Source organism: Phenylobacterium sp. (genome assembly GCF_030693805.1).
GTDB lineage: Bacteria > Pseudomonadota > Alphaproteobacteria > Caulobacterales > Caulobacteraceae > Phenylobacterium.
The window spans coordinates 1-21,026 of the sequence record NZ_JAUXZW010000308.1; the positions used below are offsets into that span (position 1 = coordinate 1).

Consider the following 21,026-nt stretch of genomic DNA (forward strand, 5'->3'; position numbering starts at 1 on the left):
TCCACGGCGTCGACGCCCGCCACCGCGCGCACCGGCATTTCGCTGCGCCGAAACCCCAGCAGGACCACCTCCGCGCCGCCGGCGCGCAGCATTCGCACCCGGCGGTCGACGGCCGGGTCGCTCAGGTCATGCACGAAATAGGCTATTCTCAACGGATGCTCACGCACCGCGCTGCGCGCGGGGCCGTTCAGCCCGCCGCGAGCCGGCTGCGGTTCTTTACTTCGACCCAGTTGGCGGGATCGTCCGGACTTTGGCGCACCAGCCAGCGGTAGTCGAGCGCCGACCAGTGCGAGACCTTCGACGACAGGCTGTCCAGCACCATCGTCCCGCGGTCGGTTTCGACCAGCAGCACGGCGTGGATCTCGTCCCAGCGGGTGCGCACCAGGGCGATCGACAGCGCGCTTTGCGGCAAGCCGGCGTGGAGCAGCGCGCGGCGCTTCTCCAGCACATAGTCCTCGCAGTCGCCGCGGCCGTCGCCGTCGGTGATCGGCAGAGCCCAACGGTCCTCGACGCCGTAGTTCGTCCGGTCCGGCATCGAAACCAGTCGCCGGTTGACCTGGTTGTTGACGCGGTTGAGCTGCGTCCAGAGCGTCGATGAGAGGGCCACCTTCGGGGCGTTGTCGGCCGCCGGCGTGTTGGTGGCGAAAGGACCGACATAGGCTTGGGCCCGCTCGGCGCGTCCCACACCACGGAGCGCGCTGGGGGGGCCCGGCCGCACCCGGGTGGCGGATTGCGGGGAGCGCGCCATGTTGAAAGCGAGCATCCAGTAGGTCTGGTCGAATCCCGCGCTCGCGCGACTGGCTTCAGGACACTCCCGAGGTTGGCTTTGACAGAATTCGACGTATCCGACCGGCGGCGCGGTGAGTGCGCCGAGAGTCATGTCCGCGGGCGATGGCGCGGCGAAGGCGCATTGTGCGCCCAAGGCCACGCTTGCGGCTGTGAAGATGCCCAGGCGTTGATGCATGCTGCGTCCCTGCTTCACGCAAGGACTAGCGATTATTGTTGAGCGTATTCTTAAGCAGCGTCGAAATCCCCGTATTCGGACTCAGTCAGATCGTCGCATCGGCGATGTTCTCGCCCTGATCATCGCAACCTGTCGGAAATCAGCTTGGACTATCCTAGCTGGCGTCAACTTGTGTCAAAACGACACATGGGGTGCAAGCAGGGGATGGGCGTGACCGGGATTCAGTGGAGAAATGCACACGCCAAGGCAGGCGGGCGTGGTCGCTGATGGCGGTTCAGGCGTGGTCGAAGAGCTTTCGGTCGGCGCGCGCGCTGCGCATCGCGCTGGCGGTGACCTGGGGCGTGTTCGCATTGGGTGGCGCCAAACTGTTCTGGGACATGACCTGGGGCGAGCGTGACAACCCCACCGCGCTGGCGCGCCACAGCCTCGAGTTGGCCAAGGGCGCTTCCAGTCCGGCCAAGCTGGCGGAGGCGGAGCGGCTAACCCGCAAGGAACTCCAGTTTGGTCCTTACCGGGTGGACGCCTGGTGCCGCCTGGCCTTCATTCAGCGGCGCAGAGCCGGACGCCTGGACAACGCCGCGATCCAGTCGATGCGGCGGGCCTATGAGGTCGCGCCGTTCAGCACCGAGGTGTTCCTCTGGCGCACCGAGTTCCTGTTCGACAACTGGTCCCAGGCGCCCGACGACCTGAAGCAGCGCGCCCTGGCCGAGACACGGGCCTTCTATGCGATGTGGCGCAATCGTCAGGCGGTCGAGCTGATGGCCGCCCGCGTAGAGGATCCGGCCGGACGGCTGGCCATCGAGCTGGTGTTGCTGTCGGCCCCCATGCCCAAGGTCGGATGACGCCAGCGCGCTGAGGTCGGCCTGGGTTGCGCGGAGCTCGCGGCCCCGGCGCCGAGACCCAGCAGCAAGGCCCACAGCATGGCGATCGCCGGCACTTGGATAGAATAGTCCACGGCGTTGTGGATCAGCAGCACGGCGCTGGCCGCCAGCGCGATACTGGCTCGGCTGCGCCCCGAGCGCCCCGCCACGCGGCGGCGCGCCACGTCGGCCAACAGCAGCGCCAACGTCAGGGCCATCAGCGAGAAGCCGATCACGCCGCCTTCTAACGCCCATTGCAGGAAGACGTTGTGGGCCGAGCCGAGGCTCCAGAACATCTGGAAATTCTCCGGCGCGATCAGGGTGCCGTTCAGCGCGCGGAAGCTGCCCAACCCCATGCCGGAGATCGGCGCGTCACGGGCGGTCTGCAGATAGGTCGCGAAGATGGCCTCGCGCACCGAGCGATCCTCGCTGAGCGAAGAGAACTGGCCGATGAACTGCTGGCCGATCGTGGCGGTGAACACCACCACCATGCTCAGGGCGGCAGGGAAGGTGTAGGCTAGGATCTTGCCGGCCCCGGCGCGCTGGCGCAGCAGGAACTCGATGATCTCCACCGCGGTGATCACCACGAGGCAAAGGATGGTCGCGGCCATCGCCGCGCGAGACACGGTGAGGAGCAGGGCCACCCAGAACAGACCCGCGAGGGCAAAGCGCACGCCGGCGCCGACCAGCGGGCGACTGAGGGTGAGGTCCAACTCGCCGTGGCGCAGGTGGGCGCGGAGGTTGCGCAGGCCTGATATCCACGCGATGCACGCCAGCACGCCGAACAGGCTGGCGGCGCTGTTGGCGCTCATGAACGAGCCGGTCAGCCGCAGCACGTGGTAGGTCTTCTCCACGCCCATCACGAGCTGGGAGTTCTGTGCGAAGCTGACGATGGCCCACAAGGCATAGAGCGCGCCGCCGATCAGCAGCGCGTTGATAGTCCGCTCGGCGCGGCGCTCATAGCGCGCCAGCACCAGGCCCGTGAACACCATCGCGCCGAGGCTCGCCAGTTTCAGCACCTCAATGAGCGTGGCGCCCTTGTCGAGGGTCAGCGCACCGGGTCCGCCGACCAGCCGCCAGGCCTGGTCGACGCTGAACGGACCGTAGGGGGTCAGCGTGAACAGCGCCCAGGCGAGGGTGAAGGCGAAGGCGATGCCGGCCGCGGCCTGTAGCGGGGTGAAGCGCAGGGTCTGGCCTTCGCGCATGTGCATGAGGCTGAGACCCGCGGCCCAGGCGCAGGAGAGGGTGGCGAAGAACACCGCGGGCTGCGCCCAGGTGGCGCCGAAATCGAGGACGGCCGCGGCGATCAGCAGCAGCGGCGGCGCGATCAGCGCCGCGTCTTCGATACGCGCATACGGCGCGGCCGTCGGCTTGCGCCGAACCGCCTTGGCCATGGATACGCCTTGGCTCACCTCTCGTCCCCCGGTCCGCCGTGACTGATCAGGACGTGTAGTAGTCCTTGTAGGCGCGATAATAGTAGGCGCTGTCGCCGTAGCCTTCGCTGCTTTGGCGACGCAGGTCGACCTGCGTCAGGCAGACGCCCGCCACACGCGCGCCGGACTTGATCAGCGTGGCGATGGCGTTCTGCGCGGCCTTGGCCGGCGTCTGACGCCACTTGGCCAGGAACACCACCTGGTCGACTTTGGTGGCGATCAGCCGGGTCTCGGCCAGCGCCAGCACGGGCGGGGTGTCGATCAGCACATAGTCGAAGCGCTTGCGAAGCGCGGCCAGGAACACGTCCATGTCGGACGAGCCGAACAGGTCGCCGGACGACGGCACGTCGCCGACCACCGGCAGGATCATGGCCTCCGAGCGAGTGTCCTTGACCATCGCCTGGTCCAGGCGGCTGGGGTCCTCGATCGCCTCCAGCAGGCCGATGGCCGGGGCCTCGACCAGTTTGCTGACGGCGCGGCGACGCAGGTCGGCGTCGACCAGCACCACGCTCGAGCCGGACATCGCCAGTGTACGCATCAGGCAGAACGAGGTGATCGTCTTGCCCTCGTGGGGCAGGGCCGAACAGATGGCGATCATGCTGGGCGCCGGCGCACCGTCCGCCGCGCCCAGTAACAGGAAGGCGCGCAGGCTGCGGAACGCCTCGGCGAACACCGAGAACGGGTTGTCCACGAGGAAGTCCTGAGGCGATTGGCCGGCCCGCAGGTCGGTGGGCGACAGCTTCGGCAGCGACGCCGCGTACGGCAGGCCCAGACGGCTCTCGACGTCGTCACCGGTCGAAAGCCCGCTGTCCAGAAGCTCGGCGGCGATGATCGCGGCAAGCCCGCAGACCAGGGCGAGCGCCGCGCCGAACGCGATCACCAGGCGCATGTTGGGGTAACTGGGCGTGCGGGGCACAGTCGAATAGGAGATCACCCGCGCGTCGGGTTGCTGGATCCCTTCCTGGCTCGACGTCTCCTTCGAGCGGTTCAGGAAAGACTCGTAGATCGCACGGCTGGCCTCGGCCTTCCGCTCCAGTTCCAGCAGACCGACCTGGGCTCGGCTGTTGGAGACCAGCGAGCCGCGGGCGCTGCCCTGGCTGCCTTCGAGAGAGGCTAGGCGCTGGGACGAGACCGAAACCTCGGCTTCGAGGCTGGAGATGATCCGGCGGATTTCGGAGTTGATCTGCTGCTGGATATCGGCGAGCGCGCCGTTGGCCTTGATCACGTCCGGATGGGCGGGGCCGTAGCGGGCGTTGAGGTCTGCCAGCTGACGGCTGGTGTCGGCTTCCTGCGAACGCAGGCTGCTGATCGTCGAGGACCCGAGCGCCGCGCCGACGTCCGCGCCGCCGCCGCCGCGCTGGATCTGCGTGCGGGCGGCCTGCAATCGGGCCATCTTCTCGGCGCGGTCGGCGCGGGCTGCGGCAAGCTGCTGATTGAGGGTCGACACCTCTTGCTCAGCCATCGTCGCGCCCTGGGCGCTCATCAGGTTGTTGGCGATCTTGTATTGCTGGACGCGGGCGTCGGCGAGCTCGACTTCCTGACGCAGGCCGGTCATCCGCCCGGCCAGCCAGTCGGACACGACGCGCGCGGCGTTGTACTTCGCCTCAAGCTGATCGGTGATGTAGAGGTCGCCGATGGCGTTCGCGAGCCGCGAGGCGGTCGCCGCGTCAGTCGAGGTGTAGCTGATGGTGATGATGTAGGTCAGGCCCGCGCGCTGGACGGACATGCCGTTTTGCACGGTCGCCACGGCCGCCTCTATGCCGGCGGCCGTCGAGCGGCGTTGGGTCGGCGCCGCCTTCTTCAGGCCCAGGCGCGTCAGCAGGCCCGGCTTGGCGTTGAGCGTCGGGTTGAATTCGGGGTCGAGCTGTAGGTTCAGCTTGCGCACGACCCGCTCAGCCAGCGAGCGTGACGTCAGGATGCGCACTTCGGTGTCGACGGCGCTGGAGTCTGCCGGGAAGCCCGACATGATCTGCTCGCTGCTGACCATAGGCTTCTGCCGGGTGTCGATCAGCACGTCGGTGGTCGCCGTATAGCGCGGCGTCAGCTGCATCGCGTAGAGCAGGGCCGCCACGAACACCAACACGCTGACCGCGAGCAACAGCTCCAGCCGGCGGCGGATGAAGGCGAGCAGCTGCAGGGGATCGAAGCCCAGAGCGGCGAACTTCTCACGGAACGAGAGGTCCGCGCTGGTCGAGGGCAGCGGCGCGAAATTCAACATGCAACACCTTTGGCGCCGTTTTGGCGACGTGAGGCGACCCCGCTCCAGGAGCGCCGGCCGGGCCGGCGTCTGAAGTCGAGGTCAAGACAGACATCGAGCGTGGGAATGCGCGCTGCAAGGCTTGCGCCGCCAGCGCGGCATCTCATCGAACGTCCGCTGCGAGCCTGACCGGATACGATGGCGAAATCCTGAATCGCTGAGACTAATACTGCAGAGTGACGGTCGCCAGCAGCCGGTTGTCGTCGAAGCCGGCGCCCTGATCCAGGCCGTCTGATTCCTGGTTGAGATAGTTGTAGGTCAGGCTCAGCCCGACCTTGCGGTTCACCAGATAGGTGCCGCCGAGCGACAGGTTGTAGCGGTCGTCCTCGCGGTCGATGCCGCGATAGGTGGCGTGCTCGTAGTCGCCCCGGCCGGTGATGATCACGTTGCGCAGCAGCTCATGGTCGAGCTGCAGGCCAACGGCCGTCGACAGATAGCCAGGCGAGGTGGGAATGCCGCTGTCCTGCACGTCGCGCGACGCCGCCAGGGTGACGGTGGTCAACTGCGTCGGGAAATACTCCAGGCGCCCCCGCACCTGCAGGCCGGTGAACGAGCCATAGATGGCGGTGTCGTAGTCCTGACGAAGGTAACCCACCTCCATCTGGCCGCGCATCAGGTTGGTGACGTCGAAGTCGGCGCCGGCAGTGAACTCATAACCGTCGGAATCGCGGGTCAGGCCCTGATTGAACCGATGCTCGTGGGTGTTGTAGGCGCCCTTCACGAACACGAAGGTGTCGGGGCTGATGGTGTAGTCCGCGCGCAGGGTGCCGGTGGTGATCTTGTCGTCGCGGAATTTCAGGTTGACGAGCGCGCCCGTGCGCGTGCGCCCGTTCCTGAAGATGTAGTCGCTGTAGTCGAGGGTGCCGTTGAAGCGCAGGCGGTTGAACGTCTTCACCCCGCCGACCGTGATGTCGCGGCGATCATAGCGCACAGGCCGGGAGACGTTCTGGAACGCCTCGATCGCGGTCCGGGGCTCAACCATTCGGCTATAGCGGCCAAGAGCGCTCAGATAGAAATTCCGGTCGACGTCCAGACGGCCGTCGGTGGACACGGTCCAGGTCGTGAAGTCCTCGTCCGAATTGTCGCCGTAGACCGTGCGGTTGAGGCTCGCGGAGGCCTCAAGCATGTGCCGGTTCCAGTCCGACGTGACCTGCACGCTGGGCGTCAGCGAGTACAGCCAGTCCGACTCCTCGTTGTTCGCCGTGGCGAAGATGTTGTCGTCGTAGGTGAGCCCGCCGGTGATCTTCGGGAAGATGTAGAACGCGCCGGCGTGGATGCCCAGGGCCTCGTACTCGGGGCGCGGACGTTCACGGACGCTGACGTTGCGCGATCGCGAGAACGCCGATTCGCCGGCTGCGTCGCCCGCGGAACTACCTTGTGCGGCGGCAGGCTGGTGCATGGAAAGAATCAGCACCGCCAGGATGGGGCAAAGTCCCCTAGTCATGTATCTGCCCCTGCCGAATCGATCGGACGCGCGTCTGCGCCGCCAGGCGATCATCCTGGCGGCCTACCCATTAAGGAAGGACTATTGCAGTTCGTGATAGTCGGTGCCGCCGCCGGCATCCAGCCCTGGCGGGTCGCCGATCGCCGCGGTGCCGGGACCGTCGGTGAGCGCCGCAGTCTCCGAACCCTCGATCAGCGCGTTCACCGTAGTCAGCACGTCGCGCACGCCGTCGATTCCGGCGCTCGTGCCCGGGCAGTTGAAGGTGTAGCGCTTCACTTCAGCCGGTCGGATGCAGACATAGACCACCCGTTGGAGCGCCAGGCGCACGTTGGCCGGCGGCTTGGCGGCGGTGACCACCAGTTCCTGAAGGGTGGTCGAGACGGCGTGTTCCACGCGGCTCGCGTCGCCCGGCAACGCCGAGGCTTCCGCGGAACTCGCTGCAGCGGCGAGGGAGCGTGCGAAGGCTTCCACTTCAGGGCCGGCGCTGACGCCGCCCGGCTCGACCGTGGTCGCCGATGCGATCGGCGCCATCTGTCCCAGCGCCACGGCGGTGACCGCCGCTACGACAAAAAGACGTCTTTTCATCACGTTTCCCAGCCTTCTTCTCGATCGTGTGAGTACCACAGGGCGAGGCGCCCACCTAGCATCAACTGGCCCGACTGCTGTGGAGTTCAAAAAAAGCGCTCAGAGATGCGCAGGATGTCGCCTGGCGCCACCGGAGTGGTGCTGGTCAGGCTGTAAGGCTGCTCGGCGGCGTTATCGCCTCGCTTGATGTAGACCCGCTTGGTGTTCGCCCGATAGGTGAACCCCTGAGCGGTCGCCACGGCCTTCAGCACCGTCAGGCCGCTGGTGTAGGGATACTGTCCGGGCCGGTTCACCTCGCCCAGGATGTAGAAGGGGCGATAGGTCAGCACCTCGGCGCTCACCTGCGGCTTGCGCATGAAGCCGTTGGACAGCTTCTTCTCGATATCCGACTGGATCGCCTTGACCGTCAGGCCGCTCGAGGGGACGTCGCCGATCAGCGGGAACGAGATGGTGCCGGAGCTGGAGATCGAATACTCGCCGGTGAGCGTCGGCTCGCCGTAGACGATGATGCGCACCTTGTCGCCGGCGCCGAGCTGATACTCCGGCACCACGTCCGGCGCTACGACCGGCTCAGGCGCGCGCGCCTCCGCGGCCCAGGCGGCCGGGGTCCCGATCGCCAGCGCGCTCAGGATCAACGCAAAAAACCAAGCCTTCATTCGTCAAACTCTCCCAAGGATCGAGCGTCCCTCGAAGTCGTCCCGAGACGACTCTATCACCACACAACGCCGGCGGCGCCAAATCTCATGCCGATCCTTTTTGCAGCACCACCGCATTCACGGTCAGCACCAGGATCTTCAGGTCCAAGGTCAGGCGGCGCGCCTTGACGTAGGCCACGTCCATGGCGACCCGCTTGCGGAAGGTCAGCCGGTTGCGCCCGCTGACCTGCCACAGTCCGGTGAGGCCGGGCCGCACGCTGCAATAGTATCGGAAATAGCGGCCGAAGCGCGGAATCTCGGCTTCGACGATGGGGCGCGGGCCGACCAGGGCCATCTCGCCCCGCAGCACGTTGATCAATTGCGGCAGCTCATCGAGGCTGGTCAGACGCAGGAAGCGGCCGACCGGCGTCACGCGCGGGTCGACGGGCAGCTTGCGATGGGTCCCCCAGAACGCGCGCGCCTCAGGGTCGCGCTGCAGCACATGGGCCAGCCGGCTTTCGGCGTCGCGTTGCATGGTGCGGAACTTCAGGCAGTTGAACGGCCGGCCGCTGCGGCCGATTCGCTTCTGCACGAAGATCGGCGAGCCGCCCTCGCTGGCCGCGATCAGCGCGGCCACGGCCAGCATCAGCGGAGCCAGGAAGATCAGCAGCGCCAGGGCGAACGCCGCGTCCGCCATGCAGCGCGCGGTGTCCACGCTCAGGCGCGGACCAGTCTTGCGGGTCAAGAGAATTTCGGAGAGCGGCGGGTTGTCGCTGTGCATCGCCTGTCCAGGTTCGGTACGTCACGGTCTTGCCGGGAGGGTGTCTGCACGGTGCGGGCCAAGACGCGCCGGCCGCCGGATCAACCATTCTCGTCAAAGGCCTGGAAACCTTGCGCGGTCACAGTGTTGCGCGCGGCGATCTACGTCGCACCCAGATGGCGAGGGCGACATGGCGAGACGTGAGGCGACGGCACGGGCGTTCGTGCATCAAGAGGCTGCGCCGAAGACGTCGCCTGCGGCGCAGCCCCCCATGCCCAATCCCTCCCACGCCCTGCAGCGGGAGCTGGCGCAAGCGGTGGCGGCCGGCGTGTTCGAGCCCGGCGCCTACGACATGACCCAGCGCTGGTCGTCGAGACGCACCGCGGCCTTTGTCGTCGTCACCTGCGGCGCGTTCTGGGCCGGCGTGGGCTGGATAGCGTCGCGGCTGCTCTGACCTGATGATGCAGCAGTATATCTCGTTGAAACATGTCGTTAAGCTTGATTGAAAGTGAACAACGATCGCGCCTTGATTCAAGACTGCGACAATAACGGTCAGTTTCACAGCGGACTATAAGCATCCTGTTCACCTAAGACCCATAACGTCACCATCAACGGGATGGGGCCGGCGCCGTGCAGATCGATGTGCGCGATCGTGGAGTCTGTTGATGGCGATTGATCCGACTAATCTAGCGAAAACCGCGACGCTGACCTTCAGCGATGATTTCAATACGCTGAGCCTGTGGAACGGGACCAGCGGGACCTGGTCCACCAACTACTGGTTCCTCGACGGCTGGGGCGGATACAGCACCAGCAACGGCAGCAACATGAGCGGCGCGGCCGGCGAGCAGCACTGGTATATCAACGCCAACTACGCGCCGACTGACGCCGTCAACCCCTGGACGGTGTCCAACGGCGTCCTCACCATCCGCGCCGAGCCGGCCTCCCCCGAAATTCAGCCGCTGATCGACAACGCCAAGTACACGTCTGGCGAGATCAACACCTTCACCTCATTCTCGCAGACCTACGGCTATTTCGAGATGCGCGCCCAACTGCCGGCGGGGCAGGGTCTGTGGCCGGCGTTCTGGCTGATGCCCAAGGACGGCTCCTGGCCGCCGGAGCTCGACGTCATGGAGGTGCTTGGGCACGACATGACGACCCTCTATACGGCGCGTCACACGACGGCGCCGGGCTTCCTGACGGCCGACGGCGGGATGATCAAGGTCGCCGACATGTCGCAGGGGTTCCACACCTACGGCGCCGATTGGCAGGCCGACTACATCACTTGGTACTTCGACGGACGCAAAGTCTACCAACTGGCCACCCCGCCCGACATGAACAAGGCGATGTTCATCCAGGCCAACCTCGCGGTCGGCGGAAACTGGAGTGGCCCGGTGGATGCGACCACCAAGATGCCGGCCGACATGAAGATCGACTATATCCGCGCCTATAAGGCGATCGACGATGCGCCGACGACGCCCGCGCCGACCACTCCGGCGCCCACGACGCCGGCGCCGACTCAACCGGTCGTCAACCTGAAGGCCACCTCGGGCGCCGACCTGCTGACCGGCACGACCGGGGCGGACACCATCAACGCCGGCTCCGGTAATGACACGGTCAACGGCGGCGGCGGCAAGGACTACCTGCGCGGCGACTCCGGCAACGACCGGATCGACGGCGGCGCCGATTTCGACGACATCAACGGCAACGCCGGCGACGACTTCATCTTCGGCGCGGCCGGCGACGACTGGGCGGTCGGCGGGCAGGGGAACGACTCGATCAACGGCGACGACGGCGCCGACCTCGTTTACGGCAACCTCGGCAACGACACGCTGCTGGGCGGAGCGGGGAACGACATCGTGCGCGGCGGTCAAGGCGCCGATTCGCTGAGCGGCGGCGCCGGCAACGACTGGCTGACCGGCGACCGCGACGCGGACACCATGAGCGGCGGCGCAGGCGCGGACACCTTCTACACCTTCACTGGGGCCGGCGCCGACCGGGTCATCGACTTCAAAGCCGCCGAGGGAGATCGCGTACAGGTGGACGTCGGCGCCCGTTACACCGCCCACCAGGTCGGCGCGGACACGGTCATCGACATGAGCAGCGCCTCGATCACCCTTGTGGGCGTGTCGATGTCGTCGTTGCCCAGCGGTTGGCTGTTCGCCGCCTGAGGCGCAGCATGAGCGGCGCAGCGCCTGTCCGCGCGAGCGCCGTCCTGCTAAGCGTGCCGCAAGGCCGGTGACGTCGGCCGCGGCGAGGGTTGCGCATGCAAACGGTTCTGGTCAGCGGCGGCGCGGGATACGTGGGCTCCCATGCTTGCCTGCGGCTGGCGCAAGCGGGGTTCCGCCCTGTCGTCTACGACAACCTCTCCAACGGCTCGGCGGACTTCGTTCAGTGGGGCCCGCTGGAGACCGGCGACATCCGCGACCCAGCCCGTCTGGACGCAGTGTTCGCCGCTCACCGCCCGGTGGCGGTGATGCATTTCGCCGCCCTTATCGAAGTGGGCGAATCGGTGCGCGATCCCGGCGCCTTCTATGACAACAACGTCGGCGGCTCCCTGTGCCTGATCCAGGCCGCGCGCCGCGCCGGCGTCGACAAGCTGGTGTTCTCGTCCACCTGCGCCACCTATGGCCCGCCGACGGACGGCCAGCCGCTGCGCGAGGACAACCCGCAGGATCCCGCCAGCCCCTATGGCCGCAGCAAGCTGATGGTCGAGCAGGCGCTCACCGATCTTGAGCGGCATTCCGGCTTCCGCTCGATCCGCCTGCGCTACTTCAACGCCGCCGGCGCTGACCCCCAGGGCCGCATCGGCGAGCGACATAGCCCCGAGACCCACGCCGTGCCGCTGGCGATCCTGGCGGCGATGGACCCGGCGCGAACGTTCAAGCTGTTCGGCGACGACTATCCGACGCCCGATGGCACGGCGGTGCGCGACTACGTCCACGTGCTGGATCTGGCCGACGCCCATGTGGCTGCGCTGCGCCGGCTGCTGGACGGGGCGCCGGGCGAGGCGCTGAATCTCGGGCGGGGCGAAGGGATCAGCGTGCGCGAGCTGATCGCTGCAGTCGCCGCCGCCGGCACGGCTCCGAAGGTGGAGCAGGCCCCGCGCCGCGAAGGCGACGCCCCGATGCTGGTCGCCGACAACGCGCGCGCGCGCGCCGTGCTGGGCTGGTCGCCCAAGCACGACCTGGCTGACATCGTCGGCAGCGCCTGGGCCTGGCACCGCGCGGAGCGGGCGCGGGTTGCGAGCGCGGCCGAGTGAATTTGCACTGATGTTCGACGACCTGAAAAGCGCCGCCGCCTGGTTCGCCCATTGGCTGGACCACGACGCCCTGCCGCTTTGGTGGCGGGCCGGCGCCGACCGCGCGGGGGGCGGGTATTATGACGCCCTGAGCCTTGACGGCGCGCCGCTGGACCAACTGCCCCGTCGCGCCCGGGTGCAGGCGCGACAGGCCTTCGTCTACGCCACGCTCGGCCCGGCCGGGTGGGACGGTCCATGGCGCGACGCGGCCTGGCAAGGCCTCGACGCTCTGGCTGCGCACCATCGCCGCGACGACGGCCTGTACGCCTGCCTGGCCGGTCCCGACGGTGAGATCATCGACCCGGCCGCACCTCTCTACGAGCAGGCCTTTGTGCTGTTGGCGCTCGCCGCCGGCCACGCCGCCGGCCTGGGCGAGGGCAGGCTGGCGACCGAAGCCTTGCGTCTGCGCGAGGCTCTCGACGCCTATCGCCATCCCGCAGGCGGCTTCCGGGAACTGGGCGAGCAACCATTCCAGGCCAATGCGCAGATGCACCTGCTGGAGGCCGTGCTGCTGTGGGACGAGACCGGCGAAGCGGGCTGGGGCGCGTTGGCCGATGAACTGGCGGGTCTATGCCTCGATCGGTTCATCGATCCCGACGGCGGCTTTCTGCGCGAATTCTTCGACGCCGACTGGGCGGCGCGCGCCGGCGACAATGGTCGGCTGGTCGAACCCGGCCACCAGTTCGAATGGGCCTGGTTGCTGGATCGCTGGGGCGCGCGACGCGGCGACGCCAGGGCCATGTCGGCCGCACGACGGCTCTATGCTGCAGGCCTGCGCGGCGTCGACGCCGGTCGCGGCGTCGCCGTCAACGCACTCTGGGACGACCTCTCCGTCCGAGAAGCAGAGGCCCGCCTGTGGCCGCAGACCGAACATCTGCGCAGCGCCCTGGTGATCGGCGACGAAGCCCAGGCGCTGGTCGCCGCCCGCGGGCTCGCGCGTTATCTGCAGACGCCGGTGCAGGGCGTGTGGCGCGACAAGCTCAAGGCTGACGGGAGCTTCGTCGAGGAGCCGGCGCCGGCGAGTTCCCTCTACCACATCGTGGGCGCCTGCATGGCGCTGCGTCAGGCCGTCTCGCCGTAGTAGTCCAAGTACCAGTCGACGAACCGCCCAACGCCCACCTCGATCGGCGTTGAGGGCGCGTAGCCCAGGGCCGCGCGGGTGTCGCTGACGTCGGCCTCGGTGCGGGCGACGTCGCCCGGTTGCATCGGCATCATGTTGAGCAGCGCCTTGCGGCCGAGCTTCTGCTCCAGCACTTCGATGTAGCGCATCAGTTCAGTGCGCTGGCTGGCCCCCAGGTTCAACACGCGCCACGGCGCAACGCCGCTGGTGGCGGGATCGGGCGCTTCGGGGTTCCAGGCGGGGTCGGGGTTCGCCGGTCGGTCCAGCGCCGCCAACACGCCTTCGACGATGTCGTCCACATAGGTGAAGTCGCGCTGCATGCGCCCCTCGCCGTAGACGTCGATCGGCTGGCCCGCGAGGATCGCGGCGGTGAACTTGAACAGAGCCATGTCCGGGCGCCCCCACGGGCCATAGACTGTGAAGAACCGCAGCCCCGTGGTCGGGATGCCGAACAGGTGCGCGTAGGCGTGGGCCATCGCCTCGTTGGCGAGCTTGGTCGCCGCATAGAGGGTGATCGGGTGGTGCGCCCCGTCGTGCACGGAGAACGGCAGCGTCCCGTTCGCGCCATAGACCGAGCTGGTCGAAGCGTAGACCAGGTGCCGCGGCTTCACGCTGCGGCATCCCTCCAGCACGTTGAGGAACCCAACCAGATTGGAGTCGCCGTAGACCGCCGGCTGCTCGAGGCTGTAGCGGACGCCGGCCTGAGCGGCGAGGTTGACCACCGCGTCCGGCTTGGCGTCTTCGAACAACGCCAACACCGCTGCACGATCGGCCAGGTCAATCGTGGCGTGGCGATAATCGTCGTGCGCCTGCAGCCGGGCGAGACGCGAAGCCTTCAGCGCCGGGTCGTAGTAGCTGTTGAGATTGTCCAGCCCGACCACCTGGTCGCCGCGCGCCAGCAGGCGGCGTGCGGTGTGGAAGCCGATGAACCCGGCCGAGCCGGTGACCAGGACGCTCGCCATGCCGCTGAGCGGGGCGTCAGCGGTTGGCGACGACGCGCAGGTTCGGCGCGGCGCCGGGCCTGTCGCCGCGGATGTGGCCCACCAGATCGAACAGCGCGCGGCGCACGTCGTCGGCGCGGCTGCGCTGGGCCAGGGATTCCAACTCCAGAAGATGGTTGGCATGGACGCGCAGAGCCGAGCTCGACACCACCTCCAGCACCTTGGGCGCGCAGGGGACGGATTGCTCGGTCTCGTCCAGCAGAGCTTCGGTGAGCTTCTCGCCGGGACGCAGGCCCGTGACTTCGATCTCGATGTCCTTGCCCACCGTCAGGCCGGACAGCGCGATCATCTGGCGCGCCAGGTCGATGATCCGGACCGGGGCGCCCATCTCCAGCAGGAACAGGCGCGCGCGGCTGGCGTCGCCTTCGGCCGAGGCCGCCGTGGCGTGCAGGACCAGTTGCGTCGCCTCGGGGATGGTCATGAAGAACCGCGCCATGTCCGGGTGTGTCACGGTGACCGGTCCGCCACGTTCGATCTGCGACTTGAAGATCGGCACGACGGAGCCTGCGGAACCCAGCACATTGCCGAACCGAACGGCGCTGAAGCGCGTGCCCTGACCCGTCTGCTGGCCCTGGATGACCGCTTCGGCCAGGCGCTTGGTGGCGCCCATCACATTGGTCGGGTCGACCGCCTTGTCGGTGGAGATCAGCACCATTTGGGCCGCGTCGCAGGCGCGCGCCGCCTCGGCCACATTCCAGGTGCCGATCACATTGGTCAGCACGCCTTCGCAAGGATGCCGCTCGACCATCGAAACGTGCTTCAGGGCGGCGGCGTGGAACACCAGGTCCGGCCGTTCGTCGATGAAGGTGTTGGCCACGCGGGCGGCGTTGCGCACGTCGCACAGCACCGCTTGCCGCGAGAGCTGCGGCATGGTCTCGGCGATCTCGCGGTCGATCTCGAACAGCGCGGTCTCGGAGAAGTCGAGCAGGGTCAGGTGCGCACATTCGAAGGCCGCGACCTGGCGGCAGAGCTCTGCGCCGATACTGCCGCCCGCGCCGGTGACCAGCACACGACGACCGCGGATCAGGTCGCCGATGGCGCGGCGATCCAGCTCGATCGGCTCACGGGCCAGCAGTTCCTCGATGTTGATCTCGCGCATCGGCAGCAGGGTGACGCCGTCGTGCTGGGCGAGTTCGACGATGCTGGGCAGGCGCAACAAGCGGATGCCGTCATTCTTCAAGCGGCCGAGCAGATCGGCGGTGAGGCCCTTCAGGCGCGCCGGCTCTTCCAGGAACAGGATGGCGCGCGGATAGCGGTTCCAGCGGCGCAGGTCGGCCAGAGCCGCGTCCAGGTTCTCGAGACTCTCGATGATGCATACGCCGCGCACCTGCTGGCCGACGTCGCGCGCGTCGGTGCCGACGATGCCGACGGCGGTATAGTTGCGGTCATGGCTGCGGGCGACGTCGCGCAGGTAGGTGTCGGCCAGAGACGGCGGGCCGATCAGCAGCAGGGAAGGGGCGAGCGCGGCGCGGTCGCTGGCGGTCTTCAACGGCGCGAAGCTGTCCAGTGCATGTTCGTGCAGGGCGCGGCGCAAGATCCGGCCGCCCATCGAGCCGACCATCTGGAAGATCGGCGCCATGAACAGGATCGAGCGCGGCAGGCCGCGTCCGCGGTCGAGCACGAACGCCAGCAGCAGGAACACGCCCACGGTGAGCAGCGCCACGCGGGCCAGCACCAGGGCGTCGGGAATGGAGGCGTAGCGCCACGGCGACAGCTCGCGGCGGAACAGCATGGTGAAGCCGCCGGCCAGGGCTGCGTACAAGGCGACGAGCTGGACGACGTTCATCGCCGGCAGATCGCTGACGCCGAACAGCGGCAATCTCAAAGGAGAAACGATGTAGGCCAACATGAAGGCGGCGGCGGCGATCAGGACGTCCGCAAGGATGGTCTGGGCTCGAAAGGCCATCCGCTCCATGAGTCGCGCTCCATTACTTGATCGAGTCGCCAACATAGACTTGACCGTACGACCGTCCAAGGAAACCGCGCAAATCGGCGATTTGCTCCATTGAGCATCCGATTCGCACTTTCATTGTGCGCTCCTGGACGAGGAGACGCCCGACCTTAGAGCGCGTCAGTGGGAAGTGGAAGTCCGCGTCGCTGCAGCGGAAATAGAAAAGCCGCCGCCCGAAGGCGACGGCTCTCCAACAGCCCGTGAATTGAGGCCTTTAGAAGGTCGCTTTGAGCGAGATCACGCCGCGGCTGTCGAACCCTTTACCGTAGCTGTGTTCATCGGTGTCGTGATAGCGCAGGTCGAGGCCCAGGTGGTCGTTCAGCGCGAAGCCGACGCCCACATTCCAGGTGTTGTAGGAGAAGTCGCCCGGGACATCGACGTCCTGGTGGCCGATCGCGGCGCTGGCCGTGACCTTTTCGGCGAGCGGGATCGAGCCGTTCACTTCGTAGTACAGGGCGTCGTCGTCGTCGCCGCCGCCGGTGAAGTCAGGCGAATAGTAGACCGCCGCGCCCAGCGTGCCCGGGCCGACCGCGACCGAACCGGCCGCCTTGGCTTCCCAATAGGCCCAGTTCGCGTTCGAGGGTTCGTTCAGGTAGCCGTAGTAGATCACGCCCAGGTCGAGCGAGACGGGGCCGACGGTCGGCTTGAAGCCGGCGTACAGATCGACTTCAGCGTCGGTGTCGTCGCCGAAATCGACGTTCGACGCCCACACGCCGCCGTAGAACTGGCCCATAGAGACGTCGGCGCCGCCGAACACCTGAGGGCTTTCCGACGTTTGGCTGACGCCGCGGAACACGTAGTCGCTGGCCACGCCGACGTTGAAGCTGAAGGCCGGCGCGGTGTCGTCCTGGGCGAAGGCGACGCCGCTGGTCGCCACAGTGGCGGCGGCAGCAATCAGCGCGAGTTTGAATGATTTCATGATAATCCCCTTGTTATTCGATCCGGTTTGGCCAGACCGCTGCCGGATATCGTCTAGTGCGACGCCGCAGATCAATGAATCGCGACCAAGGCGGGAAGGCCGTGGACAGCGGTGGCTAAAAACCAGGCGGAACCTTGCTACCAATTGGTTAAAAATTCGGCGCCAACTGGCGCTCTGAGCTAGGCGTTCGAATCGTCTTTAAGGCCGGCGGCGTTGCCCTTGAGCTGCGTGACGACTACATCGGCGGCCGATGGAAGAGTTCGAACTGACCCAACTCGGGCGCGACGCGCGATCCGCCGACGACCCCAAGGACGCGGTGCTGGAGCGCGTTCCCAACCCGCATCCCGACGACCTCTATCTCGCGCGTTTCACCGCGCCGGAGTTCACCTCGATCTGCCCGGTGACAGGTCAGCCCGACTTCGCCCATCTGGTGATCGATTACGCGCCAGGCGAATGGCTGATCGAGTCCAAGTCGCTGAAGCTGTACCTTGGCGCCTTCCGCAATCACGGCGCCTTCCACGAGGACTGCACCGTGGCGATCGCCAAGCGGATGGTCGAGGTCGCCCGGCCACGCTGGCTGCGCATCGGCGGATACTGGTTCCCTCGCGGCGGGATCCCGATCGACGTGTTCTGGCAGAGCGGCCCGCCGCCCCAGGGCCTGTGGCTTCCCGACCAGGGCGTGCAGCCTTATCGCGGCCGCGGCTGAGCGCGCCGGGCTAGCCAGAACAATTGTGACGGTGTAAACCGACACTCGCCCAACTCTCCTCGGGCGTGTCACACCTCAGGCCGGGCGGCGCCGACGCGTCGTCCGGCCGTTGTGTGTCTGGTGTTTAGCCGCGCCAGCGGCTGATCAGGCTCTCGACGTTCGGCCGCTCGCGTTCCAGCGGCGGCTCGTTCGGGGTGCCGATGAACACATATCCCGCCACCCGCTCATTGTCGGCCAGGCCCAGGATCGTCGCGGCGTCGCGGTCGTAGGCGTACCAGTCGGTGATCCAGTTGGCGCCGTATCCCATGGCGATCGCCGCATAGAGCAGGTTGGTGCAGGCTGCCCCTGCTGAAAGCTGCTGTTCCCAGGCGGGAATGTCGCCGCGCGTCTCGCGCGAGATCACCGCGACGCCCATCGGCGGGGTCTTCAACTTGACCAGCTTGGCCGCGGCGCGGGTGTCGCCGCGTCCGTGCGCCAGCGCCTCGAGCTTCGCCGCAAACGCCGCCTTGCCTTCGGCGTCCAGCACGATGAACCGCCAGGGCGCCAGCTTGCCGTGGTCCGGAACCCGTGCGGCCAGATGCAGCAGCTGATCCAGCTCCGCGTCCGACGGCCCGGGCGCGGCGAGCGTCACCGCCGACGACGAGCGCCGCGCGGCCAGGAATCGCAGGGTGTCGGGGGAGGGCGCTTGCGTGACCGGCTTGCCGAACACTGGCTGGGGCGGGAGGATGACGGTCACGGGCGCCTCGTTGGCTAGGCCGATAGGTAGGCCATTTATGGGGTCGGGCCTGACTTCCGCAAGCAAGTTGAGAGTATGTCGCAAAAACCGAACTGGCTGCGCGCTCATGGAACCCCCTGGAAAAGCGCCGCCGAACGGGTGGTCTATCACAACCCGTGGATCCGCCTGACCGAGCACGACGCTGTCGCGCCCACCGGGAACGCAGCGCTGTACGGGGTCGTGCGGTTCGCCAACCACGCCATCGCCATCCTGCCCGTGCACGATGACGGAACGATCATCCTGGTCGGCCAGAACCGCTTTCCGCTGGGCGACTATAGCTGGGAGATCCCCGAGGGCGGCGCGCCGCTCAGCGAAGCGCCTTTGGACGGCGCCCGCCGCGAACTGCGCGAGGAGACCGGCCTGGAGGCGGCCGAGTGGCGCGAGGTGCTGCACCTGCAATTGTCCAATTCGGTCACCGACGAGCAGGCCTTCGGCTACCTCGCCACCGGCCTCAGTGCCGCGTCCGGCGGGGCCGCGCCGGACGCGACGGAGCAGTTGGCCACCGTGCGCGTTCCGTTCCGCGAAGCGCTCGACGCGGCGCTGGCGGGACATATGCGCGACGCCTTAACGGTGGTGATGTTGCTTCGCGGCTACCATATGGCGCGTGAGGGAGCGTTGCCGGACGCATTGGCGCGGGCCATGTTAAGGTAAGGCTGAGGGATCAAGGAGTTCAGCATGGGTCGTGAAGAGCCGAAGAGCCAGCGCCTGGAGGTCATAGACCCGGCCACGCCGCCGCCGGTCTGGCCCTCCCTGCGCAACGAGGCCGAGCGCGCCGCGCGTAGCGAGCCTGCGCTGGCATCGCTGCTGAACGCAGTGGTCCTCAGCCACAACAACCTTGGCGACGCCCTGTCCTATCAGATCGCCCGCAAGCTCGGCGACCAGGAGCTGCGCGCGATGAGCCTGCGCGAACTGGCCGACGCCGCCTACCGCGCCAATCCGCACCTGGTGGACATCGCCGAACTCGATCTGAAGGCGGTGTTCGAGCGCGACCCGGCCTGCAAGGGCTATGTCCAGCCATTCCTGTTCTTCAAGGGCTTCCAGGCGCTGCAGACCCAGCGCGTCGCCAACTGGCTGTGGAACCAGGGCCGCGAGACCATCGCCCTTTATCTGCAGAGCCGCATGTCGGAGGTGTTCCAGGTCGACATCCATCCGGCCACCAGCATCGGCCATGGGGTGTTCATCGACCACGGCACCGGCATCGTCATCGGCGAGACCGCGGTGATCGGCGACAACGTCTCGATGCTGCAAGGCGTGACCCTCGGCGGCACCGGCAAGGAGCGCGGCGACCGCCACCCGAAGATCGGCAAGGGCGTGCTGTTGGGCGCCAACGCCACAGTCCTCGGCAACATCGTCATCGGCGACTACGCCAAGGTCGCTTCGGGCTCGGTGGTGTTGAAGCCGGTTCCCCCCGGCTGCACCGCGGCGGGCGTGCCCGCGCGCCTCACCAACTGCCCGACTTGCGCCGAGCCGGCGCGCAGCATGGACCACACGCTCGCCGAAGAGGTCTACGACTACGTGATCTGAGGTAGGAATGCAGCAAGCGAGCCGCTAGGTTCGCCCCGCTGAGTCCCCAAGGAGCCCCGTCGTGGACGAGAAAACTATCCGCAAGGTCGAAGGCCACCTGCGCGGCTCCTTCGCCAACGCCCGAATCACCCTGGTGCCCAGGCCGAAGCAGAAGGATTCCTGCGAGGTCTACATCGGCGAGGAGTTCATCGGCGTGGTCTATCAGGACGAGGACGAGGACGGATCGTTCATGTTCGAGATGGCTATCCTGGCGGAAGACCTGTCCTAGATTCCACACATCCGTTCGCCCCGCGAAAGCCGGGGACTAAGCTGACCCTGGTTTTCGCGCGGATAGTCCGCATGGACCCTGGGTTCGCCTTGATGGTCGGGTGAGTCTGGCGGCGACAAACCGCGGAGCCTTTCGACCCCGCGGTCTTCATCTCCTCAGAGAACGCTGAGCATCTCGGCGACCAGCGGGTGGCGGACGATGTCGCGGTCCTGCAGGCGCACCACCGCGATATTGTCGATCGCTTCCAGCTTCGCCGCCACGGGCCCCAGTCCCGACAGCTCAGGCAGCAGGTCCGACTGGTTCGGATCGCCGGTGACCACCATGGTCGAGTGCCAGCCCAGCCGGGTCAGCAGCATCTTCAGCTGCACGTAGGTGCAGTTCTGCGCCTCGTCGATCACCACGAAGGCGTTGTTCAGCGTGCGCCCGCGCATGAAGCCCACGGGTGCGATCTCGATCGCGCCTTCGGCCATGAGGGCGCGCACCCGCTTCATCGACAGCCGGTCGGACAGCGCGTCGTAGAGCGGCC

At 67.3% G+C, this 21,026-nt stretch carries 21 protein-coding genes; 9 read left to right on the forward strand and 12 right to left on the reverse strand.

Annotated features, from left to right (window positions below; translation table 11 throughout):
- Positions 1 to 187 precede the first annotated feature (187 nt).
- Positions 188 to 964 carry a transglutaminase-like cysteine peptidase gene (locus Q8M88_RS11900; RefSeq protein WP_305597371.1) on the reverse strand — a complete coding sequence of 259 codons (777 nt, stop codon included), beginning with the start codon at positions 962 to 964 and terminating at the stop codon, positions 188 to 190.
- Between the two features lie 266 nt (positions 965 to 1,230).
- Here Q8M88_RS11900 and Q8M88_RS11905 point away from each other — a divergent pair, with 266 nt between their 5' ends.
- Positions 1,231 to 1,806 carry a hypothetical protein gene (locus Q8M88_RS11905; protein ID WP_305597372.1) on the forward strand — a complete coding sequence of 192 codons (576 nt, stop codon included), beginning with the start codon at positions 1,231 to 1,233 and terminating at the stop codon, positions 1,804 to 1,806.
- On the opposite strand, the gene Q8M88_RS11910 is transcribed toward Q8M88_RS11905, so the two are convergent.
- From Q8M88_RS11910 to Q8M88_RS11935, 6 genes are all read right to left on the reverse strand, one after another.
- A complete protein-coding gene (locus Q8M88_RS11910; RefSeq protein WP_305597373.1) occupies positions 1,707 to 3,218 on the reverse strand; it encodes an O-antigen ligase in 1,512 nt (503 codons plus the stop codon). The two genes, Q8M88_RS11905 and Q8M88_RS11910, sit on opposite strands and share 100 nt — an antisense overlap.
- A gap of 46 nt (positions 3,219 to 3,264) precedes the next feature.
- Entirely contained in the window at positions 3,265 to 5,472 is a 2,208-nt protein-coding gene (locus Q8M88_RS11915) for a polysaccharide biosynthesis tyrosine autokinase (RefSeq protein ID WP_305597374.1), read from the reverse strand.
- A 205-nt stretch (positions 5,473 to 5,677) separates the two neighbouring features.
- Complete coding sequence (locus tag Q8M88_RS11920) at positions 5,678 to 6,958, reverse strand: outer membrane beta-barrel protein (protein WP_305597375.1); 1,281 nt, start codon at positions 6,956 to 6,958, stop codon at positions 5,678 to 5,680.
- 81 nt (positions 6,959 to 7,039) lie between these two features.
- Entirely contained in the window at positions 7,040 to 7,543 is a 504-nt protein-coding gene (locus tag Q8M88_RS11925; protein ID WP_305597376.1) for a hypothetical protein, read from the reverse strand.
- Between the two features lie 86 nt (positions 7,544 to 7,629).
- On the reverse strand, positions 7,630 to 8,199 hold the full coding sequence (locus Q8M88_RS11930; RefSeq protein ID WP_305597377.1) for a polysaccharide biosynthesis/export family protein: 570 nt from the start codon (positions 8,197 to 8,199) through the stop codon (positions 7,630 to 7,632).
- Between the two features lie 85 nt (positions 8,200 to 8,284).
- Positions 8,285 to 8,959, reverse strand: a complete 675-nt coding sequence (locus tag Q8M88_RS11935; RefSeq protein WP_305597378.1) for a sugar transferase — start codon at positions 8,957 to 8,959, stop codon at positions 8,285 to 8,287.
- Between the two features lie 250 nt (positions 8,960 to 9,209).
- On the opposite strand from Q8M88_RS11935, the gene Q8M88_RS11940 reads away from it, so the two are divergent.
- The 4 genes from Q8M88_RS11940 (at position 9,210) to Q8M88_RS11955 (ending at position 13,317) form a co-directional block, all read left to right on the forward strand.
- Entirely contained in the window at positions 9,210 to 9,392 is a 183-nt protein-coding gene (locus Q8M88_RS11940) for a hypothetical protein (protein ID WP_305597379.1), read from the forward strand.
- 211 nt (positions 9,393 to 9,603) lie between these two features.
- Complete coding sequence (locus Q8M88_RS11945; protein ID WP_305597380.1) at positions 9,604 to 11,106, forward strand: family 16 glycosylhydrolase; 1,503 nt, start codon at positions 9,604 to 9,606, stop codon at positions 11,104 to 11,106.
- A 95-nt stretch (positions 11,107 to 11,201) separates the two neighbouring features.
- A complete protein-coding gene (galE, locus tag Q8M88_RS11950; RefSeq protein ID WP_305597381.1) occupies positions 11,202 to 12,197 on the forward strand; it encodes a UDP-glucose 4-epimerase GalE in 996 nt (331 codons plus the stop codon).
- A 10-nt stretch (positions 12,198 to 12,207) separates the two neighbouring features.
- Positions 12,208 to 13,317 carry an AGE family epimerase/isomerase gene (locus tag Q8M88_RS11955; RefSeq protein ID WP_305597382.1) on the forward strand — a complete coding sequence of 370 codons (1,110 nt, stop codon included), beginning with the start codon at positions 12,208 to 12,210 and terminating at the stop codon, positions 13,315 to 13,317.
- On the opposite strand, the gene Q8M88_RS11960 is transcribed toward Q8M88_RS11955, so the two are convergent.
- From Q8M88_RS11960 to Q8M88_RS11970, 3 genes are all read right to left on the reverse strand, one after another.
- A complete protein-coding gene (locus tag Q8M88_RS11960) occupies positions 13,299 to 14,318 on the reverse strand; it encodes an NAD-dependent epimerase (RefSeq protein ID WP_305597383.1) in 1,020 nt (339 codons plus the stop codon). The two genes, Q8M88_RS11955 and Q8M88_RS11960, sit on opposite strands and share 19 nt — an antisense overlap.
- Before the next feature lie 16 nt (positions 14,319 to 14,334).
- Positions 14,335 to 16,272 carry a nucleoside-diphosphate sugar epimerase/dehydratase gene (locus tag Q8M88_RS11965; protein WP_305597384.1) on the reverse strand — a complete coding sequence of 646 codons (1,938 nt, stop codon included), beginning with the start codon at positions 16,270 to 16,272 and terminating at the stop codon, positions 14,335 to 14,337.
- 250 nt (positions 16,273 to 16,522) lie between these two features.
- The gene (locus tag Q8M88_RS11970) at positions 16,523 to 17,227 is read right to left on the reverse strand and encodes a TorF family putative porin (RefSeq protein ID WP_305597385.1); all 705 of its coding nucleotides are present in this window, start codon (positions 17,225 to 17,227) and stop codon (positions 16,523 to 16,525) included.
- 250 nt (positions 17,228 to 17,477) lie between these two features.
- Between Q8M88_RS11970 and queF the strand changes: the two genes are divergently transcribed.
- The gene (queF, locus tag Q8M88_RS11975) at positions 17,478 to 17,933 is read left to right on the forward strand and encodes a preQ(1) synthase (protein ID WP_305597386.1); all 456 of its coding nucleotides are present in this window, start codon (positions 17,478 to 17,480) and stop codon (positions 17,931 to 17,933) included.
- Positions 17,934 to 18,057: 124 nt separating this feature from the next.
- On the opposite strand, the gene Q8M88_RS11980 is transcribed toward queF, so the two are convergent.
- Complete coding sequence (locus tag Q8M88_RS11980) at positions 18,058 to 18,669, reverse strand: nitroreductase (RefSeq protein ID WP_305597387.1); 612 nt, start codon at positions 18,667 to 18,669, stop codon at positions 18,058 to 18,060.
- A gap of 75 nt (positions 18,670 to 18,744) precedes the next feature.
- Here Q8M88_RS11980 and Q8M88_RS11985 point away from each other — a divergent pair, with 75 nt between their 5' ends.
- From Q8M88_RS11985 to Q8M88_RS11995, 3 genes are all read left to right on the forward strand, one after another.
- On the forward strand, positions 18,745 to 19,359 hold the full coding sequence (locus Q8M88_RS11985) for an NUDIX hydrolase (RefSeq protein ID WP_305597388.1): 615 nt from the start codon (positions 18,745 to 18,747) through the stop codon (positions 19,357 to 19,359).
- A 24-nt stretch (positions 19,360 to 19,383) separates the two neighbouring features.
- Positions 19,384 to 20,232 (forward strand): serine O-acetyltransferase, encoded by an 849-nt coding sequence (cysE, locus tag Q8M88_RS11990; RefSeq protein ID WP_305597389.1) that lies wholly within the window; start codon positions 19,384 to 19,386, stop codon positions 20,230 to 20,232.
- Positions 20,233 to 20,293: 61 nt separating this feature from the next.
- Entirely contained in the window at positions 20,294 to 20,500 is a 207-nt protein-coding gene (locus Q8M88_RS11995; RefSeq protein ID WP_305597390.1) for a DUF3126 family protein, read from the forward strand.
- A 155-nt stretch (positions 20,501 to 20,655) separates the two neighbouring features.
- Here Q8M88_RS11995 and Q8M88_RS12000 read toward each other — a convergent pair.
- A partial coding sequence (locus Q8M88_RS12000) for a PhoH family protein (RefSeq protein ID WP_305597391.1) occupies positions 20,656 to 21,026 on the reverse strand: 371 nt, incomplete at its 5' end.